Origin of the sequence: Bradyrhizobium sp. CCGB12 (genome assembly GCF_024199845.1) — a bacterium.
GTDB lineage: Bacteria > Pseudomonadota > Alphaproteobacteria > Rhizobiales > Xanthobacteraceae > Bradyrhizobium.
In genome coordinates this window covers 5,624,994-5,648,601 of the sequence record NZ_JANADO010000001.1, presented here as the reverse complement: position 1 = coordinate 5,648,601, position 23,608 = coordinate 5,624,994, and the positions used below count along the sequence as shown (strand labels likewise).

General features: G+C 58.5%; 13 protein-coding genes and 5 pseudogenes. 8 read left to right on the top strand and 10 right to left on the bottom strand.

Translation table 11 applies throughout. From position 1 onward, the window contains the following. Positions 1-60: 60 nt before the first annotated feature. The 4 genes from NLM27_RS25945 to NLM27_RS43820 form a co-directional block, all read right to left on the bottom strand. A complete protein-coding gene (locus NLM27_RS25945; RefSeq protein WP_254146019.1) occupies positions 61-879 on the bottom strand; it encodes an ABC transporter permease in 819 nt (272 codons plus the stop codon). Next, a complete protein-coding gene (locus NLM27_RS25940; RefSeq protein WP_254146018.1) occupies positions 876-1,676 on the bottom strand; it encodes an ABC transporter ATP-binding protein in 801 nt (266 codons plus the stop codon). The genes NLM27_RS25945 and NLM27_RS25940 overlap by 4 nt, the downstream gene beginning before the upstream one ends. A 373-nt stretch (positions 1,677-2,049) precedes the next feature. Continuing rightward, on the bottom strand, positions 2,050-2,286 hold the full coding sequence (locus NLM27_RS43825; protein ID WP_309144761.1) for a TauD/TfdA family dioxygenase: 237 nt from the start codon (positions 2,284-2,286) through the stop codon (positions 2,050-2,052). After that, the gene (locus NLM27_RS43820; protein ID WP_309144760.1) at positions 2,286-2,912 is read right to left on the bottom strand and encodes a TauD/TfdA family dioxygenase; all 627 of its coding nucleotides are present in this window, start codon (positions 2,910-2,912) and stop codon (positions 2,286-2,288) included. Before NLM27_RS43820 ends, NLM27_RS43825 begins: the two co-directional genes overlap by 1 nt. A gap of 810 nt (positions 2,913-3,722) precedes the next feature. Here NLM27_RS43820 and NLM27_RS25930 point away from each other — a divergent pair. Continuing rightward, a pseudogene (locus tag NLM27_RS25930) lies at positions 3,723-4,351 on the top strand (integrase core domain-containing protein); the annotation flags it as partial. Positions 4,352-5,159: 808 nt separating this feature from the next. Here the strand turns inward: NLM27_RS25930 and NLM27_RS25925 are convergent. The 3 genes and pseudogenes from NLM27_RS25925 to NLM27_RS25915 form a co-directional block, all read right to left on the bottom strand. After that, positions 5,160-5,372, bottom strand: coding sequence for a hypothetical protein (locus NLM27_RS25925; protein ID WP_254146017.1), 213 nt, complete (start codon positions 5,370-5,372; stop codon positions 5,160-5,162). Positions 5,373-5,736: 364 nt separating this feature from the next. Continuing rightward, positions 5,737-6,860 (bottom strand): annotated as a pseudogene (locus tag NLM27_RS25920) (IS110 family transposase). A 437-nt stretch (positions 6,861-7,297) separates the two neighbouring features. Beyond that, positions 7,298-8,362, bottom strand: coding sequence for a D-alanine--D-alanine ligase family protein (locus NLM27_RS25915; protein WP_254146016.1), 1,065 nt, complete (start codon positions 8,360-8,362; stop codon positions 7,298-7,300). A gap of 583 nt (positions 8,363-8,945) precedes the next feature. Between NLM27_RS25915 and NLM27_RS25910 the strand changes: the two are divergent. Together NLM27_RS25910 and NLM27_RS25905 are read left to right on the top strand one after the other, a co-directional pair. Next, positions 8,946-9,056, top strand: a pseudogene (locus NLM27_RS25910) (IS5/IS1182 family transposase); the annotation flags it as partial. A gap of 1,929 nt (positions 9,057-10,985) precedes the next feature. Beyond that, positions 10,986-13,448: a CoA transferase gene (locus NLM27_RS25905; RefSeq protein ID WP_254146015.1), complete on the top strand. Its 2,463-nt coding sequence runs from the start codon at positions 10,986-10,988 to the stop codon at positions 13,446-13,448. 48 nt (positions 13,449-13,496) lie between these two features. Here NLM27_RS25905 and NLM27_RS25900 read toward each other — a convergent pair whose 3' ends face one another. The 3 genes from NLM27_RS25900 to tnpB all read right to left on the bottom strand — a co-directional run bounded on the left by NLM27_RS25900 (position 13,497) and on the right by tnpB (position 15,457). Further along, positions 13,497-13,733: a hypothetical protein gene (locus NLM27_RS25900; protein ID WP_254146014.1), complete on the bottom strand. Its 237-nt coding sequence runs from the start codon at positions 13,731-13,733 to the stop codon at positions 13,497-13,499. Between the two features lie 925 nt (positions 13,734-14,658). Further along, on the bottom strand, positions 14,659-15,069 hold the full coding sequence (locus tag NLM27_RS25895; RefSeq protein ID WP_254146013.1) for an IS66 family transposase zinc-finger binding domain-containing protein: 411 nt from the start codon (positions 15,067-15,069) through the stop codon (positions 14,659-14,661). Between the two features lie 112 nt (positions 15,070-15,181). Next, a complete protein-coding gene (tnpB, locus tag NLM27_RS44065) occupies positions 15,182-15,457 on the bottom strand; it encodes an IS66 family insertion sequence element accessory protein TnpB (RefSeq protein ID WP_375142325.1) in 276 nt (91 codons plus the stop codon). Positions 15,458-16,214: 757 nt separating this feature from the next. Here tnpB and NLM27_RS25890 point away from each other — a divergent pair. The 5 genes and pseudogenes from NLM27_RS25890 to NLM27_RS25870 form a co-directional block, all read left to right on the top strand. Next, positions 16,215-16,394: pseudogene (locus NLM27_RS25890) on the top strand (integrase); the annotation flags it as partial. 188 nt (positions 16,395-16,582) lie between these two features. After that, positions 16,583-16,702: pseudogene (locus NLM27_RS25885) on the top strand (IS256 family transposase); the annotation flags it as partial. A 1,398-nt stretch (positions 16,703-18,100) separates the two neighbouring features. Then, on the top strand, positions 18,101-19,381 hold the full coding sequence (locus NLM27_RS25880; protein ID WP_256570025.1) for an aminotransferase class I/II-fold pyridoxal phosphate-dependent enzyme: 1,281 nt from the start codon (positions 18,101-18,103) through the stop codon (positions 19,379-19,381). Between the two features lie 184 nt (positions 19,382-19,565). After that, complete coding sequence (locus tag NLM27_RS25875; protein ID WP_254146011.1) at positions 19,566-20,354, top strand: SDR family NAD(P)-dependent oxidoreductase; 789 nt, start codon at positions 19,566-19,568, stop codon at positions 20,352-20,354. A gap of 359 nt (positions 20,355-20,713) precedes the next feature. Then, positions 20,714-23,146: a CoA transferase gene (locus tag NLM27_RS25870; RefSeq protein WP_254146010.1), complete on the top strand. Its 2,433-nt coding sequence runs from the start codon at positions 20,714-20,716 to the stop codon at positions 23,144-23,146. The last annotated feature ends 462 nt before the right edge of the window (positions 23,147-23,608 follow it).

The window sequence follows — 23,608 nt, the reverse complement described above, 5'->3', positions numbered from 1 at the left end:
CGGCTTCGAGTATTGAGTTACCATGTCGCTATTTGAAGTGTTCCCTGTATGTTGCGGCAACTATTCGCCGCTGGACAAGAGCGAGCCGTGCTTCTTGGCGCTTCGCAAAAGTGCAAGGAATGCACCGAGAGACGCCGGCAGAAGACCAGCGTTTATGGCGAGCGCGTCGAGCATCAGGTCGGTCCGGAAGGTGTGGTCGATCAACAGGACCCGCATTCCCTCGAACACATAGGTCGGCGGCAGCGCCCAGCCGACAACTTGCAGCCAGATCGGCAGCACACTGATGGGGTAGTAGACGCAGGCCAGCGGCATGATCGCGAACATGAGCGTCCAAGCGATGCTTTGCGCTCCGAGCCCGTTCCGCAGGACCAGGCCGGAGACGAAGATGCCGACCGCCCAGCTCGTCAAGATCAGGTTGCAGAAGAAGGCGATCAGGGGCAGGCCGAGGCTGTAGATGTTGAATTGAAACAGAAACAGCGCGAGTAGCGTCATCGGGATCACGCCGATCGCGAGCCGGATCAGGCTCATGACCATGAGCGCGAGCAGGAACTCGATCGGCTTGAGTGGGCTCATCATGAGATTGCCGAGGTTTCGCGCCCACATCTCCTCCAGAAACGAGATGGAGAAGCCGAGCTGGCCCCGGAACAGCATGTCCCAAAGGATGACGGCGCCGATCAGCGTGCCGCCGGTCCGCGCGAAGAAATCGACGTTTTGCGCGATATGGAGCTGGATGAAACCCCAGGTTATGACCTGGAGCGCCGGCCAGTACAGCAGCTCCAGAAGCCGCGGCCAGGACGACATCAGCAAATACCAACAACGCAGGATCATCGCATTGATGCGATGCACCGACAGACCCGGATGCGGCGCGAGCTCGCTCATCGCACCGTCTTCCGCGTGATTCCGTTCACCCGGCCTCGTGCGACGTCCAGAAACACCTCTTCCAGCGTAGTCCTGTTGTAGCCGGCCATGATCGCGTCGGGCGTGTCGTCGTCCTCGATCCGGCCGCGCTTCATGATGATGAGACGGTCGCAGAGCCGCTCGACCTCGAGCATGTTGTGCGAGGCGAGCAAGATGGTCGCATTGTGCGCTTTCCGGTATGTCGCGAGATGCGCCCGCACCCAATCAGCCGTGTCAGGGTCGAGCGACGCCGTCGGCTCGTCCAGTAGCAGCAGCTCGGGCTGGTTGAGCAGTGCTTTCGCGAGTGCAACACGGGTTCTCTGCCCGGCGGAGAGCTTTCCGTTGGGCCGGTCGAGGAAATCATTAAGATCGAGATCGCTGGCTAGCTTCGCGATGCGCTCCGCGACCCACTTCACCGCATAGAGCTTGCCGAAGATGGTGAGATTCTGCCGTACCGTGAGCCGCATCGGCATGTCGACATAGGGGCTCTCGAAGTTCATCCGCCCGAGCACATCGGCGCTCTCTTCGGGCATCCGATGCCCGAACACCCGGACGCAACCGGATGTCGGCAGCACGAGGCCCATGATCATCGCGATCGTGGTGGTCTTCCCTGCGCCATTGGCGCCAAGCAGGCCCGTGATGCTGCCGTGCCGAATCGAGAAAGAGATATCGTCGACCGCGCGGGTCTGCTTGTAGATCTTGACGAGGCGGTCGACCTCGATCGCCGCGGAGTGAGTGCGGTGCGCGGCAGTAGGCCGGCTCTTGTCATTCTGGTTCATGCGATCCATTTTTGTTTGCTCTAGACAGACGATTGCTCGAAAGCGCTTATTGGTCGCCGGATCCGCGGTCTCAATGTGCGCACCAGTCACTGAGAGAGCGCTGTCAGGGGCGAACGAAATCGGCCGCCACGAAACGCCAGAGCCCGACTTCGGCGCGAGCGGCCGTTTGAGCTCCAGCCTCTGAAAGCAGCGAACACGCGATAGAGCAGAACTTGCATCAGCGGAGTTTCCCTGAATTTGAACGCTCTAGGCCACCTCCATGTGCGCGGCTTGGTGGCTTTGAGGCATCTTACAATGCTCCGGCCATGGACGCCGACGGGCGCGTCTATGTCATTGGTGGCCGCAACAGACGACGCGATGCTGGTGGTCATAATCATTGACCAAATAATGGTGCGTGGCGCAGTTGTCCCATAGCGATATCGACCTCCTTCCAGTCCCAGTGCACGGCGGTTTCGGGCCGGGTGACATGAGACAGGAATATATCAAACAGTATCCGGTCGACAAATTTGGAGATGCCACCGATACGCTGCACCAAAGCGCCGAGTAGTAGCGTCCGCTCGCCGGTCTTCGGGTGGACGCTCACCGCGGGATGCCTGGTCTCTAAGATCATTAAATGCTTCTTATCGACGTCGCGAACACCGGCCAATCCGGAGGATTCGAAGATGTTGCTGTGAACGACCCAGACCTCGTCTGCAAACCCTTGGGAGCGGTGGCGGCAGGTCGAGATACGGCCACGGGGCTCGACCAGGCCGTATCGCCGCCAAATCGTGGTGTCACGACGGCTCGCACCATCAATATCTTGGGACGGACATCGACGGCTCCATCGGCGTGCCACACTTGGACCCGGCAACCGCCGCGGGCGGAGTCAAGCCCGAGGATCGATGCTGTTCCCTTGGTAACGCCGAACATCGGATGCGGCGCCAGCTTCGTGAAGCGGACAGCAAATCGCTCCTGCTCAGATTTATCGAGACGACTCTGGTCGCGGAAGAGCATCACCTTGTGCTTGAGCAGCAAGCTTTTGATTGAAGCGGCGGACTGATCCGGCAAATCGCTTGAGAGCTTGATATTTCTGATTTCGGCGCTGATGCGCGCTGCGCCTTTGACGACGCCCGTACCTGGTGTGACTTTATCGATCAAAGCCGTCTCACTCATGATTGCATTTTCCAAGCCCTGCAGTGTCTTCGTCAAACAAACGAGTTTAGCTGCGAAACCACTCGAAAACGCGAGTTTGAGCATCAAAATTCACCGCGATCGGCCAGTAAGGCGCTTTCAGGCAAGTTCGGCATGGCTGAGCCGTGCTATTTATTCAACTGAAGCTCGCCGGTGTTCCTTGCGCGGTGCGCATCATATTGAATTGATAAGGTCGATGATCCGGCAGGTTTGACTTTGAAGACGTTCATGAGGCTGGCTCTGATCTTTGCTTTGAGCTTTCTTGGAGATCGCAGACGCGATTTCGGTCCGCCTAAGGATTTCGCTCCTCCTAAGAAGGTGCGAAGCGCTGGGGCGCCGGCGCGGCGACGTTTTGTGGCCTTTCATGCTCACTCGTGTCGCGGGAGATCTCTAGCAAACACCGTGCCAGCTGCGAAGTCCGCGCGTTGAGCGGTAGCTTCCGTCAGGTGCTAAAGAGATCGGGAAGCTCGGCGGATCGACGCCGGATCACTTCGATAAGTTAGACAGCCGGGCATCTGGATGGCGGCTGCATCTTCCAATAAGGAAGCAGAGGCCAACGAAAAGCGGGCTAGGCAGTTCTGACACGGCCGTAGCTTTTGAGATGCGGCAATGCTGAGGAAAGGTTAGGTGCATGTCGATGAGCAAGGTGAACGGCGCTCATATATCTTAGAGTCCGGGCCGAAGAAGTAGGACACATGAAGCGAGCAACACGGAAGAGCAGATTATCGCGATATTGAAGGAGCATTAGACTGTGGCGAAGACGGCTGAATTGGCTCGCAAGCGTGCGATCCTCCGAAGCGACAATCACAATTCGAAGGCCAAATTTGGTGGCATGGGTGAACGCGATTCGGAAGATGATCTGCTATCTACCCAGCCCCCCTCCGGGCAGCGCTCGGCGGCCGGTTGCAGGATCTCGCCAATGAACGGCGGCGTTTTCTGTCACCGCCGGCGCTTCGTCCTGCTGTAGCGGGAGGGCTAGCCATCAGGAATCAGCCGGATCTACCGGCTTTATCGCGAGGAAGGGCTCGCCGCCCGCAACCGCCGCGCGCCCGCCGCAAGGCTGTGGGGACCCGTGCTCTGATCCTGGTCGAGAGCCAAGCCCCAACGCGCGCTGGTCGCTGGACTTCGTTCATGGTTATTGCCAGCAGCCGGCGCTTCCGGATCCCCAACATCGTCGACGGCGTGTCCAAGGAGGGCCTAGCGGCGATCGCGGAGACGTCGATTTCCGGGCGCGTTGCTCGCGAACTCGCGAAACCGTCGAGCGGCGTGCCAAGCGGCAATGATCGTATCCGAGCACGACGGTTCACTTGCAATCCATGCTCGTCTGCAGCAAGGATACAGTCATCGATTGGCACTTCATCGCACCGCGAAAGCCCAAGCAGAACGGCTTCATTGAGAGCTTTAATGGCCGGACGTGCGATGAGCTGCTCAACGAAACCCTGTTCTTCGATCTCGATGACGCCCGCGCCAAGATCGCTGCCTGGATCGCCGACTACAATCTCCGGTGACCCCACCCGTCACTAAGATATCTGATCCCCCACTCCCTATGCCACCCACCTCAACGCAACGAACGATACGCTGCGCACCCCGACCAGCTCGGCCGATCGTCCGTTCCTACACCCGTACGACTTGCCGTACAAAGCTGCGCGCCTCAAACCCTGCGGGATGAAACTCAGTGGCAAGTTGGCTCGATTTAGAAGTCCTCACTGTAGGCCGATATTCTCCTTTGCTCTTCTAGGCTTCGGCCTCGGATCGCCTGCGGCATGGCGGGATATGAAATGCAGGACGCGATTCATCTCGGCTGAAAGTACCGCCGCATCGGCAGTAGTCGTGAGTCCGACGAAAGTGTTCGAATCTGCGCGCGCACGTGTCCGAATTAGTACCACCCGGTAGCATGATGCCGTGCTTACCCCCTTGGACTTGATCCAGTTCGAACTTCGTTCTGGCCGAGTCCAGGACCAGAGAATGAAGCGCTGCCGGTAGCGCAGAACGTTGCATATCGTCTCTCCGTTGTGAGAGCGGAATCACGACTTACGATTCAACGGAGTGTTGGTCGGTCAGGTCGGGAGCCAAAGGCGAGCCGCTATCTCTAGAGTCAGCCCGACCGGTCTCGATGCAGGTGATGCCGGCCAGCCTAAATCTGGTTCGGAGCAGTGGCGATGAAGTTGCGGTCGAGCAGATTGGGCGCGATCGTCCGGTCGTGGCGGCTGTCGGTGGTCCGCACCCGACGTGGCCGGGCCATGATGGCCCTGACATCATCATGCCGAATCAATCGCTCGGATGCGACCACGGCTCGCCCCCGACCCAGAGCCTTCAACTCGACATGGATGCGCGGGCTGCTATAACGGCCGCGGGTGTCGCGATGGACTCGTTTGATTTCGTTGACGAGGTCTCGGTTGGCAGCAGATCGTCGGCTCTCCGGGCGCGAGCGCAGGCATAATAGCCGGCCGGCGAGACGCCGACCACCTCGCACAGGAGCATCACCGGATAATGCGCGCGGCGATCTTCGATGAAACGGAATCTCATGTTCGTATTCAGGAAAGATCGCGATCGAATTCCTACGAACCGCCAATTGGCCGCCCGGATCTACTTGCAGAACGAAGCCGAGTGACTTGGCGCGTCGTCTCAGTTGGCGACGACACGGCGGCGATGTTGTTCCTCGTAGTGTCGGCACCCGGGTCCCTGTAAGTCATTCCGCGGCCTGGGCGTGTTGTAGAACAGAACCGCAATTTTCCGGCCGGTCGCCGTCAAGGCCTTTGCCAGCACGCAAAGCCATCCGTCGATAGAATGCGCAAAAGCACCGTGTCGCTCCGCTCGAACCGTCGGGGCTGCGGGCCGCAGCAGTACCGCGGCTCGACTGGACGATCGCTGCGTGCGCGAGGATACCTTGTCACCGGAGATCTTGTTGCCTGGCGCAAGGCACAGCCAGTGCTGGCTGCACTTGCCCGCCGACTGCCCACATGCACCCAACCAGCTCACGGGTGATGGAAGTGCAGACCACCGTCGTTCGTTTGCCGCGCCCAGCTTCCAATAGGGGGGCCGTCAGGCGGCTCTGAGCTTTCTACGCGCGATCTCTCCCACAGTTGGCGATGCCTAATCGAGCCAGTATAGCTTTGTCTTCGATTTTCGGCGGGTGTCGATATGTCCAGGCGCTCTCGACCAATATGTGGCGAACACGGCCGTTTCCGGCCTTGGTGATACCGCCTGCCTAACGGATTCTCGCAAGATCGTTTGCTTTTCACGAGGTCGAGAAAACCGATAAGTTGCCGTGGCCTCGCAAAACGGCTCACGTCACCAACCTCGGTCACGAACGTGACCGCGACGATCAGATCGACGTTTGAAGCGCCCGCACGAGCGGCTCCAGAGGCCAGCCCGCGACAAATTCTTCGATCCGCGCGCTCGAGCCGGTCGGCCCGCTTCCTGCCGACGCGAATTGCTTCAACCATCTCTTGTAGTGCGATTTGATGTGCCGGGTGATCGAACTGCTGTTCCTGCAGCCAACGCAAATACCGCATCGTCTAGCCCTTCTTGCGGGGATAGGTGCGGCCATGTTTGAGCATGAGGAGCGCTAACCTGCCCTCGGTAGATTCGCAGCGTTTCAACCGCTGCCGATCGCGGCGACAAGGTCGCGCATCGCCTCGTGAACCTTCATCAGGCTCCAACGCAGGCGTCAGTTCGCCAGCGCGGAGCAGCCGCGCAAGAGAAAGGGGTCCCGACGATCTCTCTTCACCCGCTCGCCCGGCTTCTTGGGATCAGCGATGGGGCCAGCACCGTGGATTCATGGTCCAGAGACCGCATCAGGCGATAGGGGCCATAACCGGTCAGGCCGGCCTCGTAACAGAAATGCACACGCCCGAACCGGTTGGCGATCCACGGTATGATGTGACGCATCTTGGTTCTCGATGCGTTGACCTCCCCAAAGAAGCGAACTTCTCCCTCCCGGCCTGTCTCCGCAATCTCGAGGGCTTTTTTGGCTTGGCCGCATCCGACAAATGCTTCCCTATAATCTGCCACGGATTGTCCTCTGCTGAGGCTCGGTCCGTCCGAGCAACCCTCGGACGACGCAGTGTAGGGCAAGCCACCTCATCGTCTGAGGCGGACATACGCACTTACGTTCAGAACGGCCAAGCGACTGCGCGTTCTGGAGCGCCCGAGCTCGCGGGCAACCCGAGCTTTCTTAAGAACAACGGCCGCGTCATCTCTATGTCCCGCGCACGCAATACACGTCTCGTAGCGATCGGGCTGCTGCCTCACCCTACTTGAGCGAAGTCACGATGGAGATGGGTGGGCTGCCTTCGGTCCAACCCGCCAATGAATGACTTCTAAACGTCTCGGCCGGAGCCCCGCTCGCGATCGGCGAGTGCCCGTCAGCTCGCGGTCGAGTCAGTTCGCGCATTCCTGACGACCTGCTAGTTGACGGCGACGGCAGGTCCCTCCGGCCCAAGCTCAGGTCATAGTTCTGTACTAACTCGCTCAGCGCGCCCAATGGCATTTTCAATCAGCCTCTGTATCAAGACCTTATATGGGAAGCCCAATTCTCTCATCATTTTCGGAAACATACTGAACGGCTTAAGGCTGGGGAAAGTGCCCACCTCGTTAATGAGAACGTCCCCGTTGGGTCGCATGAAAAAATCTACCCGTCCAAATGCCTCACAGCCGATCGCCCTGAACGCCTCGCAAGCTAAACCTCGCAGTAGATCAGCTACTGTTTCGTCCAGCTCTGCTTTTATCTTCACTATTAGTCCCTTTCCATCAATTTTCGTCCGGTGCGTGAAGAAGGCGTCCTGACCTGTAGGAATGATTTCGTTTGGCCATGAACAAAGTAATTTACTCGGCTTGATGGCATCCTCTAAAACGGCACACGCAAGCTCTCGCGCTTGCACGTACTCCTCGATTATAACCTTCCTTCCGTAGGAAAACGCGAGATCGATGGCAGCCTCAAATTCTGCTTCACAACTAACCTTACTGACGCCGATAGAAGAATGAAAGCTCGCCGGCTTTACAAATAGCGAACGGCTGCCGAGGGTTTTTTGGGCGAACTGAAAGTCTACCTCTTCTCGATCCGACGAAGCGAGAAACCGCGCGACAGAGAAGCCAGCGTCGCGCAATATCCGTTTGGTAATATGCTTATCCATACAGATCGCCGGCGCAGGAAACCGGGATCCTACAAAGGGTACCTGAGCTCTTTCCAGGAGGCCTTCTAAAATGCCTTCCTGGAACAATGGGAATACTACATCAACCTGACATGTTCTAGCACACCCGTTATCGGTATATACAAGCGCCTTGCCTCCCCCTCCGGCAAGGAACGTTATCTGCGCACCTGACGAATCCACGTGTAAGGGAAACTCCCTCGCATTCTCCTGTAGCCACCACTTGCCATCATGCGCGACACCTACCAGTATCGGGTTATAGCGTTGCCGGTCTAAGGCTTCATAGATATAGCGAGCAGACCTCATTGATATATCGCGATCGGCAGATCGGCCGCCAAATATGAGCGCCACGTTTAGCATAGTCATGACCAACATCTCTGTTTGGTTCGAACGAACTTATGTGCGAGCGTCAATGGGAAAAATCCGCAACGCGAAAAGACCACTAATAACGGCCCCCTGCAACTACCAAGAAAAAGGGGCTCACGAATATGGTGGCTGACCTAGGGCTCACCGAACCCGCCGTAGCATCCGGCAAGAAGTCGAGCGTGACCGCTGCCTCGCGTTCGCAACCAAGTTGTCGAAAAGCGTGCCTGGAGACTCTTTATTTGCCGCCGATACGCACCTTCCTCGATCGTACCATCAGAGTCGCAAGCCGCTGAAATTTGAAAGGAAGAATGTGATCCACTGCGTCCGTGCAAGAGCTCGTAACAGCGAATTGACCAGTTGCATAAATGCATCCAGGCTTCGCGAGTGATCCGTAGTGCAGCCAAGCCACGATAATCCGCACACGTTCCCGATAACTGGCTAATGCACAAACCCGCTTTTTGCACAGGAATGACTGCAGCATGTTGATGCATGTTTCGTCGTCACTGTTCTCGAGTCTTGCAATCGCTCATGGATCAAAGCGGGACTCTGCCTTCGTAGAGTGCTCTGGCTTGTTCAAGACTAGCGAGGACGCCTTGTGTGCGTAATTTTTGAAGCGATAGCCAAGCCCGGCAAAGATGCCGTCGCGCTGTCGCTCGTCTCGACCTCGATCAAAGCTCACCGGTGTGCCTCCGGCGACTCAGAGAGGAGGTCGCCGATCGCTATTGCGCCAACGACGGCCCACTCGGGACCGATGCCAAAGCTGCGGTGCGGCTGATGGTCGCCGATCTAATCGCCGGATTTGTCCACGATCGCAGACTGATCCGCGAAGCCCAGGTCAAAATCGCTATTCGTGGTTTGCTTTTACGGGCTGCAAGAGCAATTGCCGCACCATTTGAGCCTGACGGGCATTCGTCAGCGCCGGGGCGAAGAGCGGTTCCGCCGGACCTTCAAGCACAGTCGAGGATGATCCGCGTCAATGTGAGTTGGGAGAGCCTAGCCGAGCGGCGCGTGGAGAATCGAGGACGAGAATCAGCCGGAGGAGGAGACTGAGGTCGAGAAAAAGGCCGGCAAAGCGGCAAGTATAAGAACGTCTGCACGACCAATCCCGATGCAACGATGGCTACGAATGCCCGGACCCGACGACTGGAGCCTGCCTACAAGCGGCACACTATAGCCGATGACAGGGTCGGGGTCCATCCTGGACGTGGCGGTCACGACTAGACAAACGAAGGAGGGCGAGATAACCGAGCCTCAAGTGGGCGAAATCGAAGCCGTGACTGGAATCGATATCAAGACGTCACGGCGGATGCTGGCTATGCCTATGCCAAGGTCTATGACGCTCTTGAGTGGCGAGGCATCGATGCTCTGATCTCGGCCAAGGCTGAGCCGATCAAGAGCCCGCGTACCGCTCAGAAGCTTTCGGTACGAGACCAAGCACGAATTTGAGGGGCCCCGAGCGCGTATCTTGCACCCGGCGCGGCCCATCAAACACGGCCGTTTCTTTTATTCGGCGAAGGATTGTGCCCGGTGTCCGCTCAAGGGCGACTGCCTGTCGAAGGGGCGGGTCAATAGGCAGTCGTTCTCGGCAACGACTAATCCTGCGTTGCTCCGTGCCCGCCACCGGCGCCATCGTTGGCGTTCCGAAGTCATCCACGGCTAGGCCACGCAAAAAGCGTCGGTTGCATTTTATGAAGTGAATGAAGACTGGTTTGCCCAGATGGAGATATTTGGGGAGGTTAGAGGCGTAGTCGTCGCGCTCCTTCGTCGCGGTGATGGCATCTTACGGCGCACTGCGCTATCAACAGCACCAGGCTGTCCTTTCGGCGCAAGCGTTTGCCCCACTTCTCTGCGAGGCACGGCGTTAGCCCAAGTGATCGGGCATGGAATTAGTCCCGCATGCAGTGGGGCACATAAGTCCGCGTTGATGCCACCACTACCTGATTTCATAGCTGCCCGTCCGACGTAGTCATGGTCTAGTTCGGGTGAACATGGCGGCTGACGATTGAGCAACCCCCGTCCAGTTTGGCAGCCTCCCAAGATGCGCTGTCGTATCGACTCATCCGGGCGGTCGGACGCGTGTGTGTCGGAATGGAGAAAAAATGCAACATCGGCTCGCGCACAGTGCTGGCTCGCCCGGACACGTTCTGAATGCTGAGGTCTGGGAGGCTGCGTCATCGCAGGGGAGCACGCGTCGATCAGCATGGGGGCCCAACCACTTCGCCGGGATTCGTGACAAGGCTGAAAGCGTGGCTCACGTCTTCCGAATGCTTCGTTATCCGCAGGAGACTAGCGGTGCTGCTCTTCAGTATTGTTCAAGGGCCACGGCCTATGTGCGCGCTCAACAATCGCGGCGGAGTTTTCGTCTCCATCGTTTACCGCGGCGTGCAGGGAGGTTCCGTAGGTCTATGGCAGCGGCGTCGCCGTATCGACTGTCTCCTTGTTTGAGAGCGATCGGAGACGAGGTGTTGAGTCAAAGCACTCTGCGCTCGCTCCCTATATTGTCTCCCGAAAGCTGCAAAGCACTCGTGTATCAATGTTTGGTAGACAGCGCCACCACCATAGCGGCCCATTACATCGGGTGGCCCAGCATGTTTCGGAGTGTGCCTAAGAAATGGAGCCACTGATGGGAGTATTATCGCATCTGCGGGTCGTTGAGATCGGCAGTTCGGCCGCAACTAGCTTCTGCGCGCGGTTGTTTGCCGATTTCGGTGCCGATGTTCAGAAGGTCGAGCCGCCAGCAGGCGATCCACTTCGTCGAAGCGCGCCACTAACCTCTGGGGGGCAGAGCGCGTGGTTCGCGTTCCTGAACTTCAACAAGTCAAGCATCCTCATGGACGCTGCCGACCCGGACGCGATCACGCGGTTGACGGCACTGATTGAGGATTGCGACATTCTGCTCGATGGCCGCGATGTTGATTCTGCGGAATGCCCGTCCGTTGATCTCACCGCGATCCGACAGCGACGTCCTGGGTTGATCTTCCTCGAAGCAAGCTGGTTCAGCCCAAAGGGGCCCTATGCGGGATTCGCGGCAACGGATTCAACCGTCCGCGCGCTCGCCGGCCTTGTCAAGCTGGTTGGGCCGGTCGAGGGCCCACCGTTGCACGCGCCAGACTTCCAAACTGGTATCCTTGCTGGCCTGTGGGGATTCATCGCCGCGGCTTCTTCGACCGTCGCGCGAATGGAAGGTGCGCCGGGGCGGTCGTGGTCGCTCAGCATTTTCGAATCGAGCCTCGCTCTTAGCGAGGAATCGATGTTTGAGGCGTTTGCGCGCGGCAACGCGGTGCGTCGTATCGGCATCAACCGCTTCTGGTTGACCTTTCCGGCCGGCATTTACGAAACCAAGGAAGGTTGGCTTGGCGTTACTACAATTACGCCGGCACAATGGCGGTCGTTCTGTGATATGCTCGGCCTAACCGAGTTACGTGATGATCCAACTCTAGTCCTTAGCGCCGATCGTATGCAACATATCGAGCAGATCGAACGAAAGTTCATGCCGAGGCTGAAGACGCGTACCGCGCGGGAATGGTTTGCGGAGGGCCTGAAGCGCAAGATTCCGATCGTGCCGGTGCCCGAAATATCAGATCTGCTCCAAGACGCAGAGAAAAAGGTTCGCGGCGCAATCGTTCCGGTCCTGCTTGGCGAAGAAGAAGCACTGACGGCTGGCTCGATGCAGCGGCTAACATTGACGCCGCCGCTCCGGGGCGGCAAGGTTCCGACTCCCGGCGAACAGCAGGCTCTCGCGGGTAAGCGAAGACCTCTGACTCGCAGTGCTTCGGCATCGTCGGGCTGCCTTGAGGCCGGTCGGCGCCCATTGCAGGGAGTTCAAGTCGTCGACTTCTCGATGGGCTGGGCCGGCCCGTTGTGTACCCGCACACTGGCTGATCTCGGTGCGGACGTCATCAAGATCGAGGCCATCCAGTATCCGGACTGGTGGCGCGGCGTTGACCGGCGCCGTGCTTACGTCGAAGACCAGATGTACGAAAAGACAGTGCGCTTCTGCATCATGAACCGCAACAAGCGCGGTCTCACCCTGGACCTGGCGCGGCCGCAGGGTGTTGCTCTTGCCAAACGGCTGATAACGGGAGCCGATATTGTCGTCAACAACTATTCGGTCGATGTGCTGCCGAAGCTCGGGCTCGGCTACGATGTGCTCCGAACGCTCAACCCCCGGCTCGTCATGTTATCGATGTCAGCCTTTGGTGCGGACAGCATTCATCGCGATTGCCGGGCCTACGGCTCGACTCTCGAGCAGGGCTCGGGGTTGCCGAGCGTGATCGGAAGTACTGATGGGCCGCCGGTGATGAGCCACATCGCGTTCGGTGATGCGGTCGGCGGCTTGAACGGCTGCGCTGCAGTTCTGGTTGCACTGATTCACGCTCGCAATACGGGGCAGGGACAGTTCATTGACCTTGCACAGATCGAATGCATGATGCCGTTCGCGGCTCCATGGATCACCATTCGCTCGATCGACAGTATGCCACCGCCAAGGTATGGGAATCGCCATCCGCAATTCGTGCCGCATGGCTGCTTCCGGTGTGCGGCTGAGGACGAATGGATTGTTGTAGCCGCGACCGATACGGACATGTGGCAGAGGCTTGCCATTCTTATTGGCCGGCCTAACTGGGCCGCGGACGTATCACTTAAATCTGCGGGAGCTCGCCGCGGCATTGAGGAAGAGATAGAGCGAGGTATCGAAGCTTGGACGATCAACCGCGATGCGGATCAGGCCATGGCCGAGTTACAAGCCGAGGGGATTGCGGCCGGCGTGGCCCGCTCGCCAATTGACCTACTGAAGGATTCGCATCTGCGATCACGCGCATTTGTGCAGGAAGTCGAACGCACTTTCATCGGCTTGCATCCGCAACCCTCAATGCCGATTCGAGAAGGTGCGCGGCCCCATGCGATCCACACAGCGGCGCCCACTCTGGGGCAACACAACAGAGAGATCCTGTCGGGTTGTCTCGGGCTCTCCGACGCCGAAATCACGCATTTGATGAGGCAAGGCATCATCGGCACGAAAATGCTCTCGGAAGAAGAGCTTGCTAGACAAAGAGAAGTTCGTGATGCAGAGAAGTCAGCGCGGTGACCGTCACGGCGCCGCCTTTGAAGCTGTGCCAGAGTGGGCCGCATGGCATCAGTCGCTGCAATCGTCGCGATCGGCGTTGACGGGGAGGCCCGGTATGAAGGCCAACGGCCTGAGCCGCATCGCGGCGTAGAATCCCTGACACCAGGGTCGCGGTTCGACGCCACCATTGGCTTTCCGCCGATGCATCGGCGCAAACCGGTCGGGCGCGGTCGTAAGGATTTTGCTGATCTCGTTATAGCGCAGCGCGAGGGCGGAGATCGCGGCAAGCTCCGAAAGCACCGGCATCCGCGAGCAGCGGGCAGATCCAGAGTGGGCTTATCGACACCCGGTCTCGCCACGATCACCGCAACGTAGCTGTCGAGCACGGGGAGACTGGTGGCGGGCTGCTGATCAATGCAAGCCCGAAGCCATTGCTCGAGCTCAGCAAGCGGCATCGTGGCTGCCGCCCTCGACGATGAAGCTTTAGGGAGACGTAGGCTCATACTGCAGCCTGTGCGATGTGCTTAGGACAGCCTTCCAGTTCCAGCCAGCAGCTCGTGGAGCTGATGGCTCTTGGTTCGGCCGGACACGGTGCGTTCCATCACGTCAGTCGGATAGGCCTGCGGATCGACGTCGTGGAAATGTCGTGTTCACGATGGACGCCAGGATCGCCCAGCTCCCGGCACCGCCTTCGCTGCCGCTGAACAATGAGTTGCGCCTTCAGCGGTGCGCTCCTGGTGCGCCGGACGGCAAGCCACTGCTCGGCACTAGTGTCGCGGATCTCCGTCTCGATAGCGTAGACCGCCTGCAAGCGTTCGATACGTCACACGCGAATGGCGAGTGGGTCGCCTTGTAGAGCTCGACGAATTTTGAGGCGGGCATGTGCGAGACAAAAAACAAGCGGATCGCGCCGTCATGACCGCGGGCAAGCGCGCGCCTTGTAGGCAGCAGAACCATTCACCTGCAGAATGCCGGAAAACCCTTCAGTTGTCCGGCGATCTCCTCGGTGCCGCGGCCGTCAGCAACCGCCGGCGGCGGGCGCCGCCCCATGGCCGGTAATCCATGTCATGAGACCAGAATTGGCAGCTGCGGGGGCGATTTGATCCGGGATCGAGCACCGGCATTGATGTCTCGCCGCAGAACACGCGCGGCGAGGCCTGGATCGTGCGCAGCTAGAGCTCATAGAGGATCTTAAGCCACTAGGCCGCACGCTTCGCCCACTCGGCCAGCATCAAAGCGGCAGATACCAGGCGAACTTCGAAATCACCACGTGGCTCCCGAATGCTGTCGATGCCATGCCGCTCTCGATCAGGCGCGGCAACGCTTTCTGCTGGCAGCTGCGGCAGCCATACTTGGGACGAATCGTGCGTAGCATTCGTAAGATCGCCGGCATAATGTCCAGCACCTCGCTGACGTCCTCACCGATCTTGTGGAGCTGACCCTGGCAGCACGGGCAGGCCGTCGCATCCCGCTCCAGCACCTGCTCGCAGCGCGGCAGGTGCTTTGGGAGTGTGCCGATATTGCGGCGGACCTTCTTTGCGCGGCTTGTCGGACGGGCTCGGCGCGGACGTATCGTGTTGGCCTGCGCGGTGGCGTCGGTGTCGAGATGGCCCAGCTCGAGCCGCCAACTGGGCCATGACAATCACCGCAAGCCATTCTGAGCGCTCCCCGAAGATCATCTCCTTGATCGTTTGCATGGTAGCTTTTCGCTCTCGGCGTCAAGCGGCTGCTTCACGGGCTCGCGAGAAAACGCGTCACTCAAGTCCGTCAAGCAGCATCGCGAGCTGTGTCGCACTGAGATACACCACGCCGTCCGCGGATCGGCGGCCAAGCGAAGTGCCCCTCGTGCAGCCATTTCGTAACCAGCACGATGCCGCTGCCGTCCCGGGCTGAAACTTCGCTCTGTCCATGGGCTTGCTGCGGAACACGAAGACGTTGCCGCAATATGGGTTCGCACTCGGCACTTCGCTCACCTTCACCGAGCGCGTATGCATCGACTTGCGAAAATCGATCGGCTGTGCCGCCAGCACCACCTTGAGGTCAGACCGCAGTGCAATCTCCGGATGCCTCAGAGCGCCAAAGCACCGTTCAAAGCGTCGCCACCTTAGCTCCCAGCTCGATCTGGATACGTGCCCCACCCATCTCGATCTCGATTACCCCGGAGAGCTTCGTGGCCGGTGCAGCGATCTCCAATGGCTTCGTCTGTGTCGACGAAACAGGCTCGGACTCGCCAGCTATCCCACGACTGCTCTCGGCACAAATTTGGATTGGCATGAAGCTCGGCGCCTTGCCAGCTACCGCCGCCGTAACCTGGTGTCGCACACCGTGATTAGCCCGCGGGCGAAGCCATTGCGCCGCGCCACCTCGGAGATGTTCACCCCCTCCGCCGCGACTCGGCCCTTCTCCTCGCCCGTCCATCGCCGCCGTCGGCGCTGCCCGGGGATCACCTCAACACGACGATAGGACTGCCCAGCAACAGCATGGCATTTACCATCGTTGCACCTCCTCAGTCAGCTCATGCCAGGCGTATCGCAGGCGAATCTCGCAATGCCGAGGCGGGGGATGTCGTTTACCTTCATCGTGCCAGGAAGCCGATGCAGAACGGCTTCATCGAGAGTTTCCGGACGGATGCGCGATGAGCTGCTCAATGACCTCTTCGATCTAGACGACACCTGCACCCCAAAATCGCTAACTGGTTGCGGTTGATCAAGAATCAGTTTTGCGAGCAAGACGGGCCTTGAGATTGCCGGCTCTCGTGCTTTAAAGGGGCCAAGGGTTGCAGTCGGATTGAACGAAGCCGCTAGCGCGCCGACGACCCAACGATCGAATCTCAACCGATTTCCAAAGTTCAGCCGATATTCTGGCCGATCGCCCGACTAATTGGGCTTGGAGGACGTTCACGCGTTCCAGGTTCATCTGGTGGCGGCGGCGATGTCGTGGCCTGCACTTAACCAGATCGTCTGTGCGTCTACGGGGGTGAGACGCCGTAACGCCCCGCCAAAGCGGACTTCAATTTTCCTTGCGCGTCGCCATACTCAATCGCCTCACCGCTGCCCCCTGCGCTGGGAAGCAATTTACGTGGGGCAACAACTCAGCATTCAGTAACATTTCTGGCGATGCAATGCGCTTCCCAGCCAGCTTGTCGGGCTATACCCGAGCGCGTGGCGCAGCGCAATGGCTACCGCGACCGGATCTGTGAGATCCGCGCCTTCGCAGTCGAACTGCGCACTTCCAAGCTGCACTTCCTGGAGCCGCGCCGGATGGCCGAGAAAGCCGCTTCTCGACTTCGATGAGGACTTCGTACAAGAGCATTCCAGCCTGTATTTCTGCTGGTTAGGCCCGCTTTCCAGGTAGTCGTAAGGCGGACGCCAAACGCAAGCAAGCGACCGCTCCCTTTTTGACGTCGCATGCGAGCGGTAGATCAGTGCCTTCAAGTTCGTCTCGCCCAGAAATCGTATGATCGCATCAGGAAGCTTCTGGGTGCGCGCGGTCGAGAGTGGCAACCCTTTCGCCTCGGAGCGGGTTGATGAGAACGGATGCCTGACATGTAGTGGCAATGACGAGCGTAGTGGATCCGCTGCAGGTCTCGCGTTTCCTTCAACTATATGACGCCGCTGGAGTTCAGAAGGGCATGAAGCTCTCGAGATTCCGGCCGTGGGCCTGCTCAGGAACAACGAGGTCGTGCTTGAGAGGCTGCTCGATTGTACGATCTTTCGCAGAGCAGTATTGCAGGACACCTTTTTATCCATCGTCACGACAGAAGCGAACTCGCTTCAGCTTGGTGAGTTTCGTCGGCAGCCTTGAGGTAGCAAAATCCTGCTTTATTCGAGAAGCGGCTACGATGTGGTAGGATGGAAGCATGCGGCGGCGCCGCGATTACGCGCTGTCGCAGCTCTCGGTCATGAAGTAAGGCTCATTCCGCCGTCTAATGTCGAACACTTCGTCAATCTGTTCAAAAACGGATGGAGCGGAAACAGAGGCCATCCACGAGCCGGTAATCCGAAAGGACCGTGCGCTTCGTCCCGATCTAGACGGCCGAGCAGCAGGTCTGTTACGACGGCGCCGACGAGCCGCGCCGTTCTGCTTCGCAGCGGAGACCTCAATGGCCAGCGTGCGCATCCACCCGAGTTCGGCTCAACTTCGCCACGGCATTGATGGGATTGCTGCGTCGCCGGTGACAGATGGCGGACCGTAATGTCATCAATCAAGCGCGGCGAAGTGGGCTAATCTCAGCCATCGGAAACCTCCTGTCCAAAGGATTGGGCTTCGAAAACCGGCAATTCTCTACAGATAGGAGGCCATCCTTGCTATGCCTCCCCGCTGATCACTCGGCGGTCGAGTACCCGCTCCTCGCCGCGCACTCTGTCGGCAAATAAGGCGCGATCTGCCGCCAATGATCGTCGTTTAGTCAGAATAAGATGCTCGCATCGCTGTTGCCCCCGAATGGCACAGCAAAGGAAATCAGTAAGCGATTCAATCGGCAATGATTTTATTGGGTGTCGGCCCTAGCCTATCGTACTTGGTAGCTGCCCAAGCGAACTCGCCAATGGTTAAGTCGCTTTTGAAGTAGGGAGGCGGCTGAGCTGCGCAAAAAAGTCCAATGCGAGCGGCCGTCGAAGTACCTGCAGTGCTACTCAGCCTACTCGTCGGATCTGCATGTAACGGGGTATCAGATGCCACAGCGGAGCCCGCTCTCTGAAGATGGTCGGCCGGCCGGACAGTTTCGGAACACCACTTATATGATCAATAAGAGCCGTCCCTATTTCGATGCAGCGCATGAGGCTGGTCTCATGGCCGTCCATGGACGTTCGACGACTGGACGTGCCTTTGCTTTGGGCTCGGGGCCGCTTGAAGGTCGGCCGGAAAAAATTGATTTCGTGCGATGTTCCTATCTTGGCTTGGACAATCACCCCGTGATTGTCGCTGGTGCGATCGACGCGATCGAGGCGCATCGGTCATTGCACTGGTCATGCGCGCGAACGCGACTCAATTTCGATCTCCTGGCAGAACTTGAAACGATTCTGTCGCAGATGTTCTGCGCGCGCGTGATTGCGTTTTCCACTGTCATGCTCGCCAATCTAGGTGCAATGCCCCTCCTTGCATCGGGCGAACTGACGGGGGGGAGGAAGCCGCTTGTCGTGTTCGACCGCCTTGCGCACTTATCGCTGGCCTATCACAAGCCGGTTCTGGCCGATGAAACGAGCGTGGAAACAATTGCGCACAACGACCTCGACGCTCTCGAACGCTTGTGCCGCAACCATCCAACGATCGCCTATGTATGCGATGGTGTTTATTCCATGGGAGGAAATGCCCCGCTCAAGGAGCTGCGTCAACTCCAGGAACGGTACGGGCTTTTTCTCTATATCGACGATGCTCACGGCATATCAATCTTCGGACGCCAGGGTGAAGGATTTGCTCGCTCTCAGTTTCCGGAAGTTCTGGGCGATCGCACGATCATCGTAGCATCCCTGGCCAAGGGATTTGGCGCATCAGGCGGCATGGTGATGCTCGGAGCGGCCGATCAAGAAGCTCTCTTTCGAAGGTACTGCATTCCCTACGCGTTTTCGGTACCACCCAATCTGGCGGCAGTTGGGGCGGCGCTTGGATCGTGCAAGATTCACCGCTCGACCGAACTCGGCGATCGGCAGAGCCGGTTAGCGCAACGTATCAAGGTCTTCGATCATCATGTTGCAACCGCTCAGCAAGGCAATCCATTTCCAATTAGAATGATTGCAATAGGAGCGGAAACCAAGGCCATTGCCATTGCAAAAGCAATCCTCGATGCCGGCTTCTACACCTCGGTGACGTTCTTTCCGACGGTCTCGCAAGGAAAGGCAGGGATCCGAGTGTGTATCACGGCCGATCATGAAAGCAACGATATTGAGGGATTGTGCGAATGCATCCTTGAAGCAGTGGCCGAAACGACGGGAAAGCCGTACCATCAGGTGACGTGATGTGTCAGCCGACGAATTCATCGAGCAGCCCGGTACGGTTGCTAATACCTTGTGTCGAAAAGGATGATGGAAGCTTGTCCCGTCGCGAGCCAATATCCGTTGCCGAAGGCGCTTTTGGTCAGCTTAGGCCGATTTCTTTGTCCGGACTGCACTCGCTACCTACGCCGTTTGCGACCGTCTGATTATGCTGAACCCAGCCAAACTCGGGAGCCAAAGCGATCAGCGCGTTGCGCTTGTGACTGGAGGAGCGCGCGGAATTGGTCTGGAGATCGTCCGCCGGTTCTTGGTCGACGGCTATCGCGTCGCCTTTGTGGCGACGAAAGCAGATCATGTGGACCGCGCGCTCACTCTTCTCGGCTGCCCTGAAGAACAGGTCTATGCTGAGAGGATTGACGTAACTCGACACAATGATGTGCAGGGATTTGTTGAACACGTCCGGGAACGCTGGGGTGAGATCGAGATCTTGGTGAACAATGCTGGCATCTCCCCTAAGCGCGTGGACCAAAACGCACCTTGGCTTTCGCAGACATCGCTCGATGAATGGGCGCGGGTCATTGATGTCAATCTCAGCGGTGCCTTCATTCTCATAAGGCTCTTGGCGCCAGCAATGATCGCGAAAGGGAATGGGCGCATCATTAATGTCGGGTCACTCGCGGGGCGTGCCGTGCCCTTGATCGCAGGGCCACATTATGCGGCCTCGAAGGCGGGACTGGTCGGATTAACCCGCGCTGCCGCTCGGGATCTCGCGCCATACGGTATCACAGTCAACTGCATCGCTCCTGGACGGATTCTCAGCGATCTGACTGGACCACCCGAAGCCGCGGTCAACCTCGCGGCTCTCAGCAGGATTCCGGTCGGCCGTTTTGGAACTGCTGAAGAGGTGGCGCACGTCATAAGCTTTCTAGCCTCGCCGATGGCAGGGTTTATCACCGGCGCAACCATCGACATCACAGGCGGCGAGTTCGCCGCGTAAGCCGATGCAAATCGCATTTGACCGGCGATAATAGAAATGTGGTCACGCTCAATTTTATCGCAGCGCAAACGGCATCCAGTCCCGCGGGAGCGTGAAGAACATGGATCGATTGGAGCGGATAGGCCTAACGAATGGGGATCTTCTCCTGGCGGCTTTCATACTTCTTACGCGCTGTTCAGTATCGACCAGTCCACCGTTTCCGGGAAGATGCTAAGATTTGCTTGTATGCCTTGGCTCGCAGGCCGGGCACCTCCGCTATAGCCTGGTAAACCGCGCCACGCTCGGCTCGTCAGCAGGCAGGCTGATGCGAGCAAGTAACATTTGCGGAGTGTCAGATAGCGGGAAAAATGGAGACCCCAATGGAGGTGTTTTCGCATCTTCGCGTCGTCGAGATCGGTAGCTCGGCGGCGACCAGCTATTGCGCTCGGTTGTTTGCTGACTTCGGTGCCGATGTTCAGAAGGTCGAGCCGCCAGGTGGAGATCCACTCCGCGGTAGCGCGCCGCTCACGCCTTCTGGCCACAGCGCGTGGTTTGCATTCCTGAACTTCGGCAAGTCGAGCCTTATCATCGATGCCACAAACCCGGATGCGGTTGCGCAGCTGACGGCTGTGATAGAAGACTGCAACATTCTGATCGATGGCCGCGATATTGATCCCGCAGAGTGCCCTTCCATTAATATCGCCGCGATCCGGCAGAAATGCCCCGCGTTGATTTACCTCGAAGCAAGCTGGTTTGGTCGCGAAGGGCCTTATTCAGGATTCGCCGCAACCGATTCGACTGTTCGCGCGCTCGCCGGCCTCATCAAGCTGGCTGGACCGGCCGAGGGCCCGCCATCGCACGCACCGGATTTCCAAACTGGTATCCTGGCTGGCCTGTGGGGCTTTATCGCGGCGGCTTCTTCGTCGGTTCCGGGAATAAGGCGCGGTGGGTCGTGGTCGCTCAGCGTTTTTGAATCGAGCCTCGCCCTCAGCGAGTATCAAATGTTCGAGGCGTATGAGCACGGGGATGTAATGCGCCGAATTGGCATAAACCGCTTCTGGCCGAACTTTCCGATTGGCATTTACCAAACAAGAGATGGCTGGCTCGGCATTACAACAATCACTCCAGCGCAATGGCGCGCGTTCTGCGATATGCTTGGGCTGTCTGAACTGCGCGACGATCCGTCTTTCGTCATGGGGGCCGATCGTCTGCAACACGTGCAACGGATCGAACGGCAGTTCATTCCGAGGCTGAAAACGCAGACCACAAACGAGTGGTTTGTGGAAGGACTGAAACGCAAGATCCCGATCGTACCAGTGCCCGAAATGTCCGATCTGCTGCAGGACGCGGAGAAGAGCGAGCGAGGCGCAATCGTGCCTGTCCTGATGGGCGAAGAAGAGGGCCAGACGGCTGGCTCGATGCAGAGGCTGACACTGACACCACCGCGCCGGGGCGGCAAGGTTCCGGCGCCAGCCGAGCAGCAAAGTTTAGCGCATATGGGAAGGCGTTTAACCGGCACTATGTCATCATCGCCCGACCGCATCGATGCAGGACGGCCACCATTGCAGGGAATTCGGGTTCTCGACTTCTCGATGGGCTGGGCGGGACCCTTGTGTACGCGTACACTGGCTGACCTTGGTGCGGACGTCATCAAGATAGAGGCCATCCAGTATCCGGATTGGTGGCGTGGTGTTGACCGACGACCTGCCTATATCGAGGACCGGCTGTATGAAAAGAGGGCGCGCTTCTGCATGGCAAACCGGAACAAGCGCGGTGTCACCCTTGATCTGACGCGACAGCAGGGCCTCACTCTTGCAAAGCGGCTTGCTGCGGGAGCTGATATTGTCGTCGACAACTATTCGGTCGATGTGCTGCCCAAGCTCGGGCTTGGCTATGACGTCCTCGGAAAACTCAATCCTCGCCTTGTCATGATGTCGATGTCAGCCTTTGGCACGAACAGCAGCAGGCGCGCTTGCCGGGCTTATGGTTCAACGCTCGAGCAGGGCTCCGGGTTGCCGGGTCTGATCGGCAAAGCCGGCGCGCCACCCGTGATGAGTCACATCGCGTTTGGAGATGCCGTCGGTGGCTTGAACGGCTGCGCTGCAGTTCTGGTTGCGGCGATCCACGCTCGTACCACCGGGCGGGGGCAGTTCATTGATCTTGCGCAGATCGAATGCATGATCCCCTTTGCAGCTCCATGGATGACCCTCCATTCGATCGACGGTGCGTCGCCAGTAAAATACGGCAATCGACATCCGCAGTTCGTGCCACATGGCTGCTTCCGATGTGCCGGTGAGGACAATTGGGTCATGGTAGCCGCGACCGACCAACACATGTGGCAGAGTCTCGCCAGACTCATCGGGCGGCCAGACTGGGCCACGGACGTTTCGCTGGAATTTGCAGAAGCTCGCCGTGATAGCGAGGATTTGATTGAGCAAGCCATCGAAGCTTGGACGATCACGCGTGACGCGGACCAGGCGATGTCCGAGTTGCAGTCCGCAGGGATAGCGGCCGGCGTGGCCCGCCTGCCAATCGATCTGCTAAGGGATCGGCATCTCAGGGCGCGCGGCTATCTGCAAGAAGTCGATCGCGCTTTCATTGGCGGGCATCCACAGCCCTCCATGCCGATTCGGGAAGGTGAGAGGCCCAATGCGATCCGCTCAGCGGCACCGACACTTGGACAACATAATAGAGAGATTCTATCAGGACTTCTTGGGCTTTCCGACTCAGAGATCGCGCACTTGGCTAGAGAGGGTATTATCGGTGCGGTGATGCTTTCCGAAGTCGAGCTCGCGAGAACAAACAGGCTATAGTCAGTCTGATAAATCAACACTATGCCCCAGGTTGCTGCTCCTCTTGGCAATCCAAGCCCGTTCGGCTAGCAAGTCTTGATAGACTTTTCATTGTTCCGCACATGCTAAGGCGCAACTATGCTCTCTTGCTATTGCTGTGATCGCCTGACGGCATCAAACGCGGTGCGCTTATGATGCCTGATAGTATGTGTTCCGGAAAGGCCTGGCACAAGTCTCTTCCGACAAGGCCGATTTGCGATCACCCAGGCGTCAGCGAGAAGTGTGTTTGTCCTGCGCAGTAGCGCAGCTCAGGCCCGCAATCGTTATATTTAGCTCCGGATCAGTGTGGAGGCCTAAGCAGCCATTGGCGTGATGAGAGCTGGGGGTAAAACGTCGCGACGAGAAAAGAGACTGTCGCGTGTCCGAACTATCCACCCGGCCGCATAAAACCAGTCGGCGGACCCTTGTATGGCGCATCCTCAA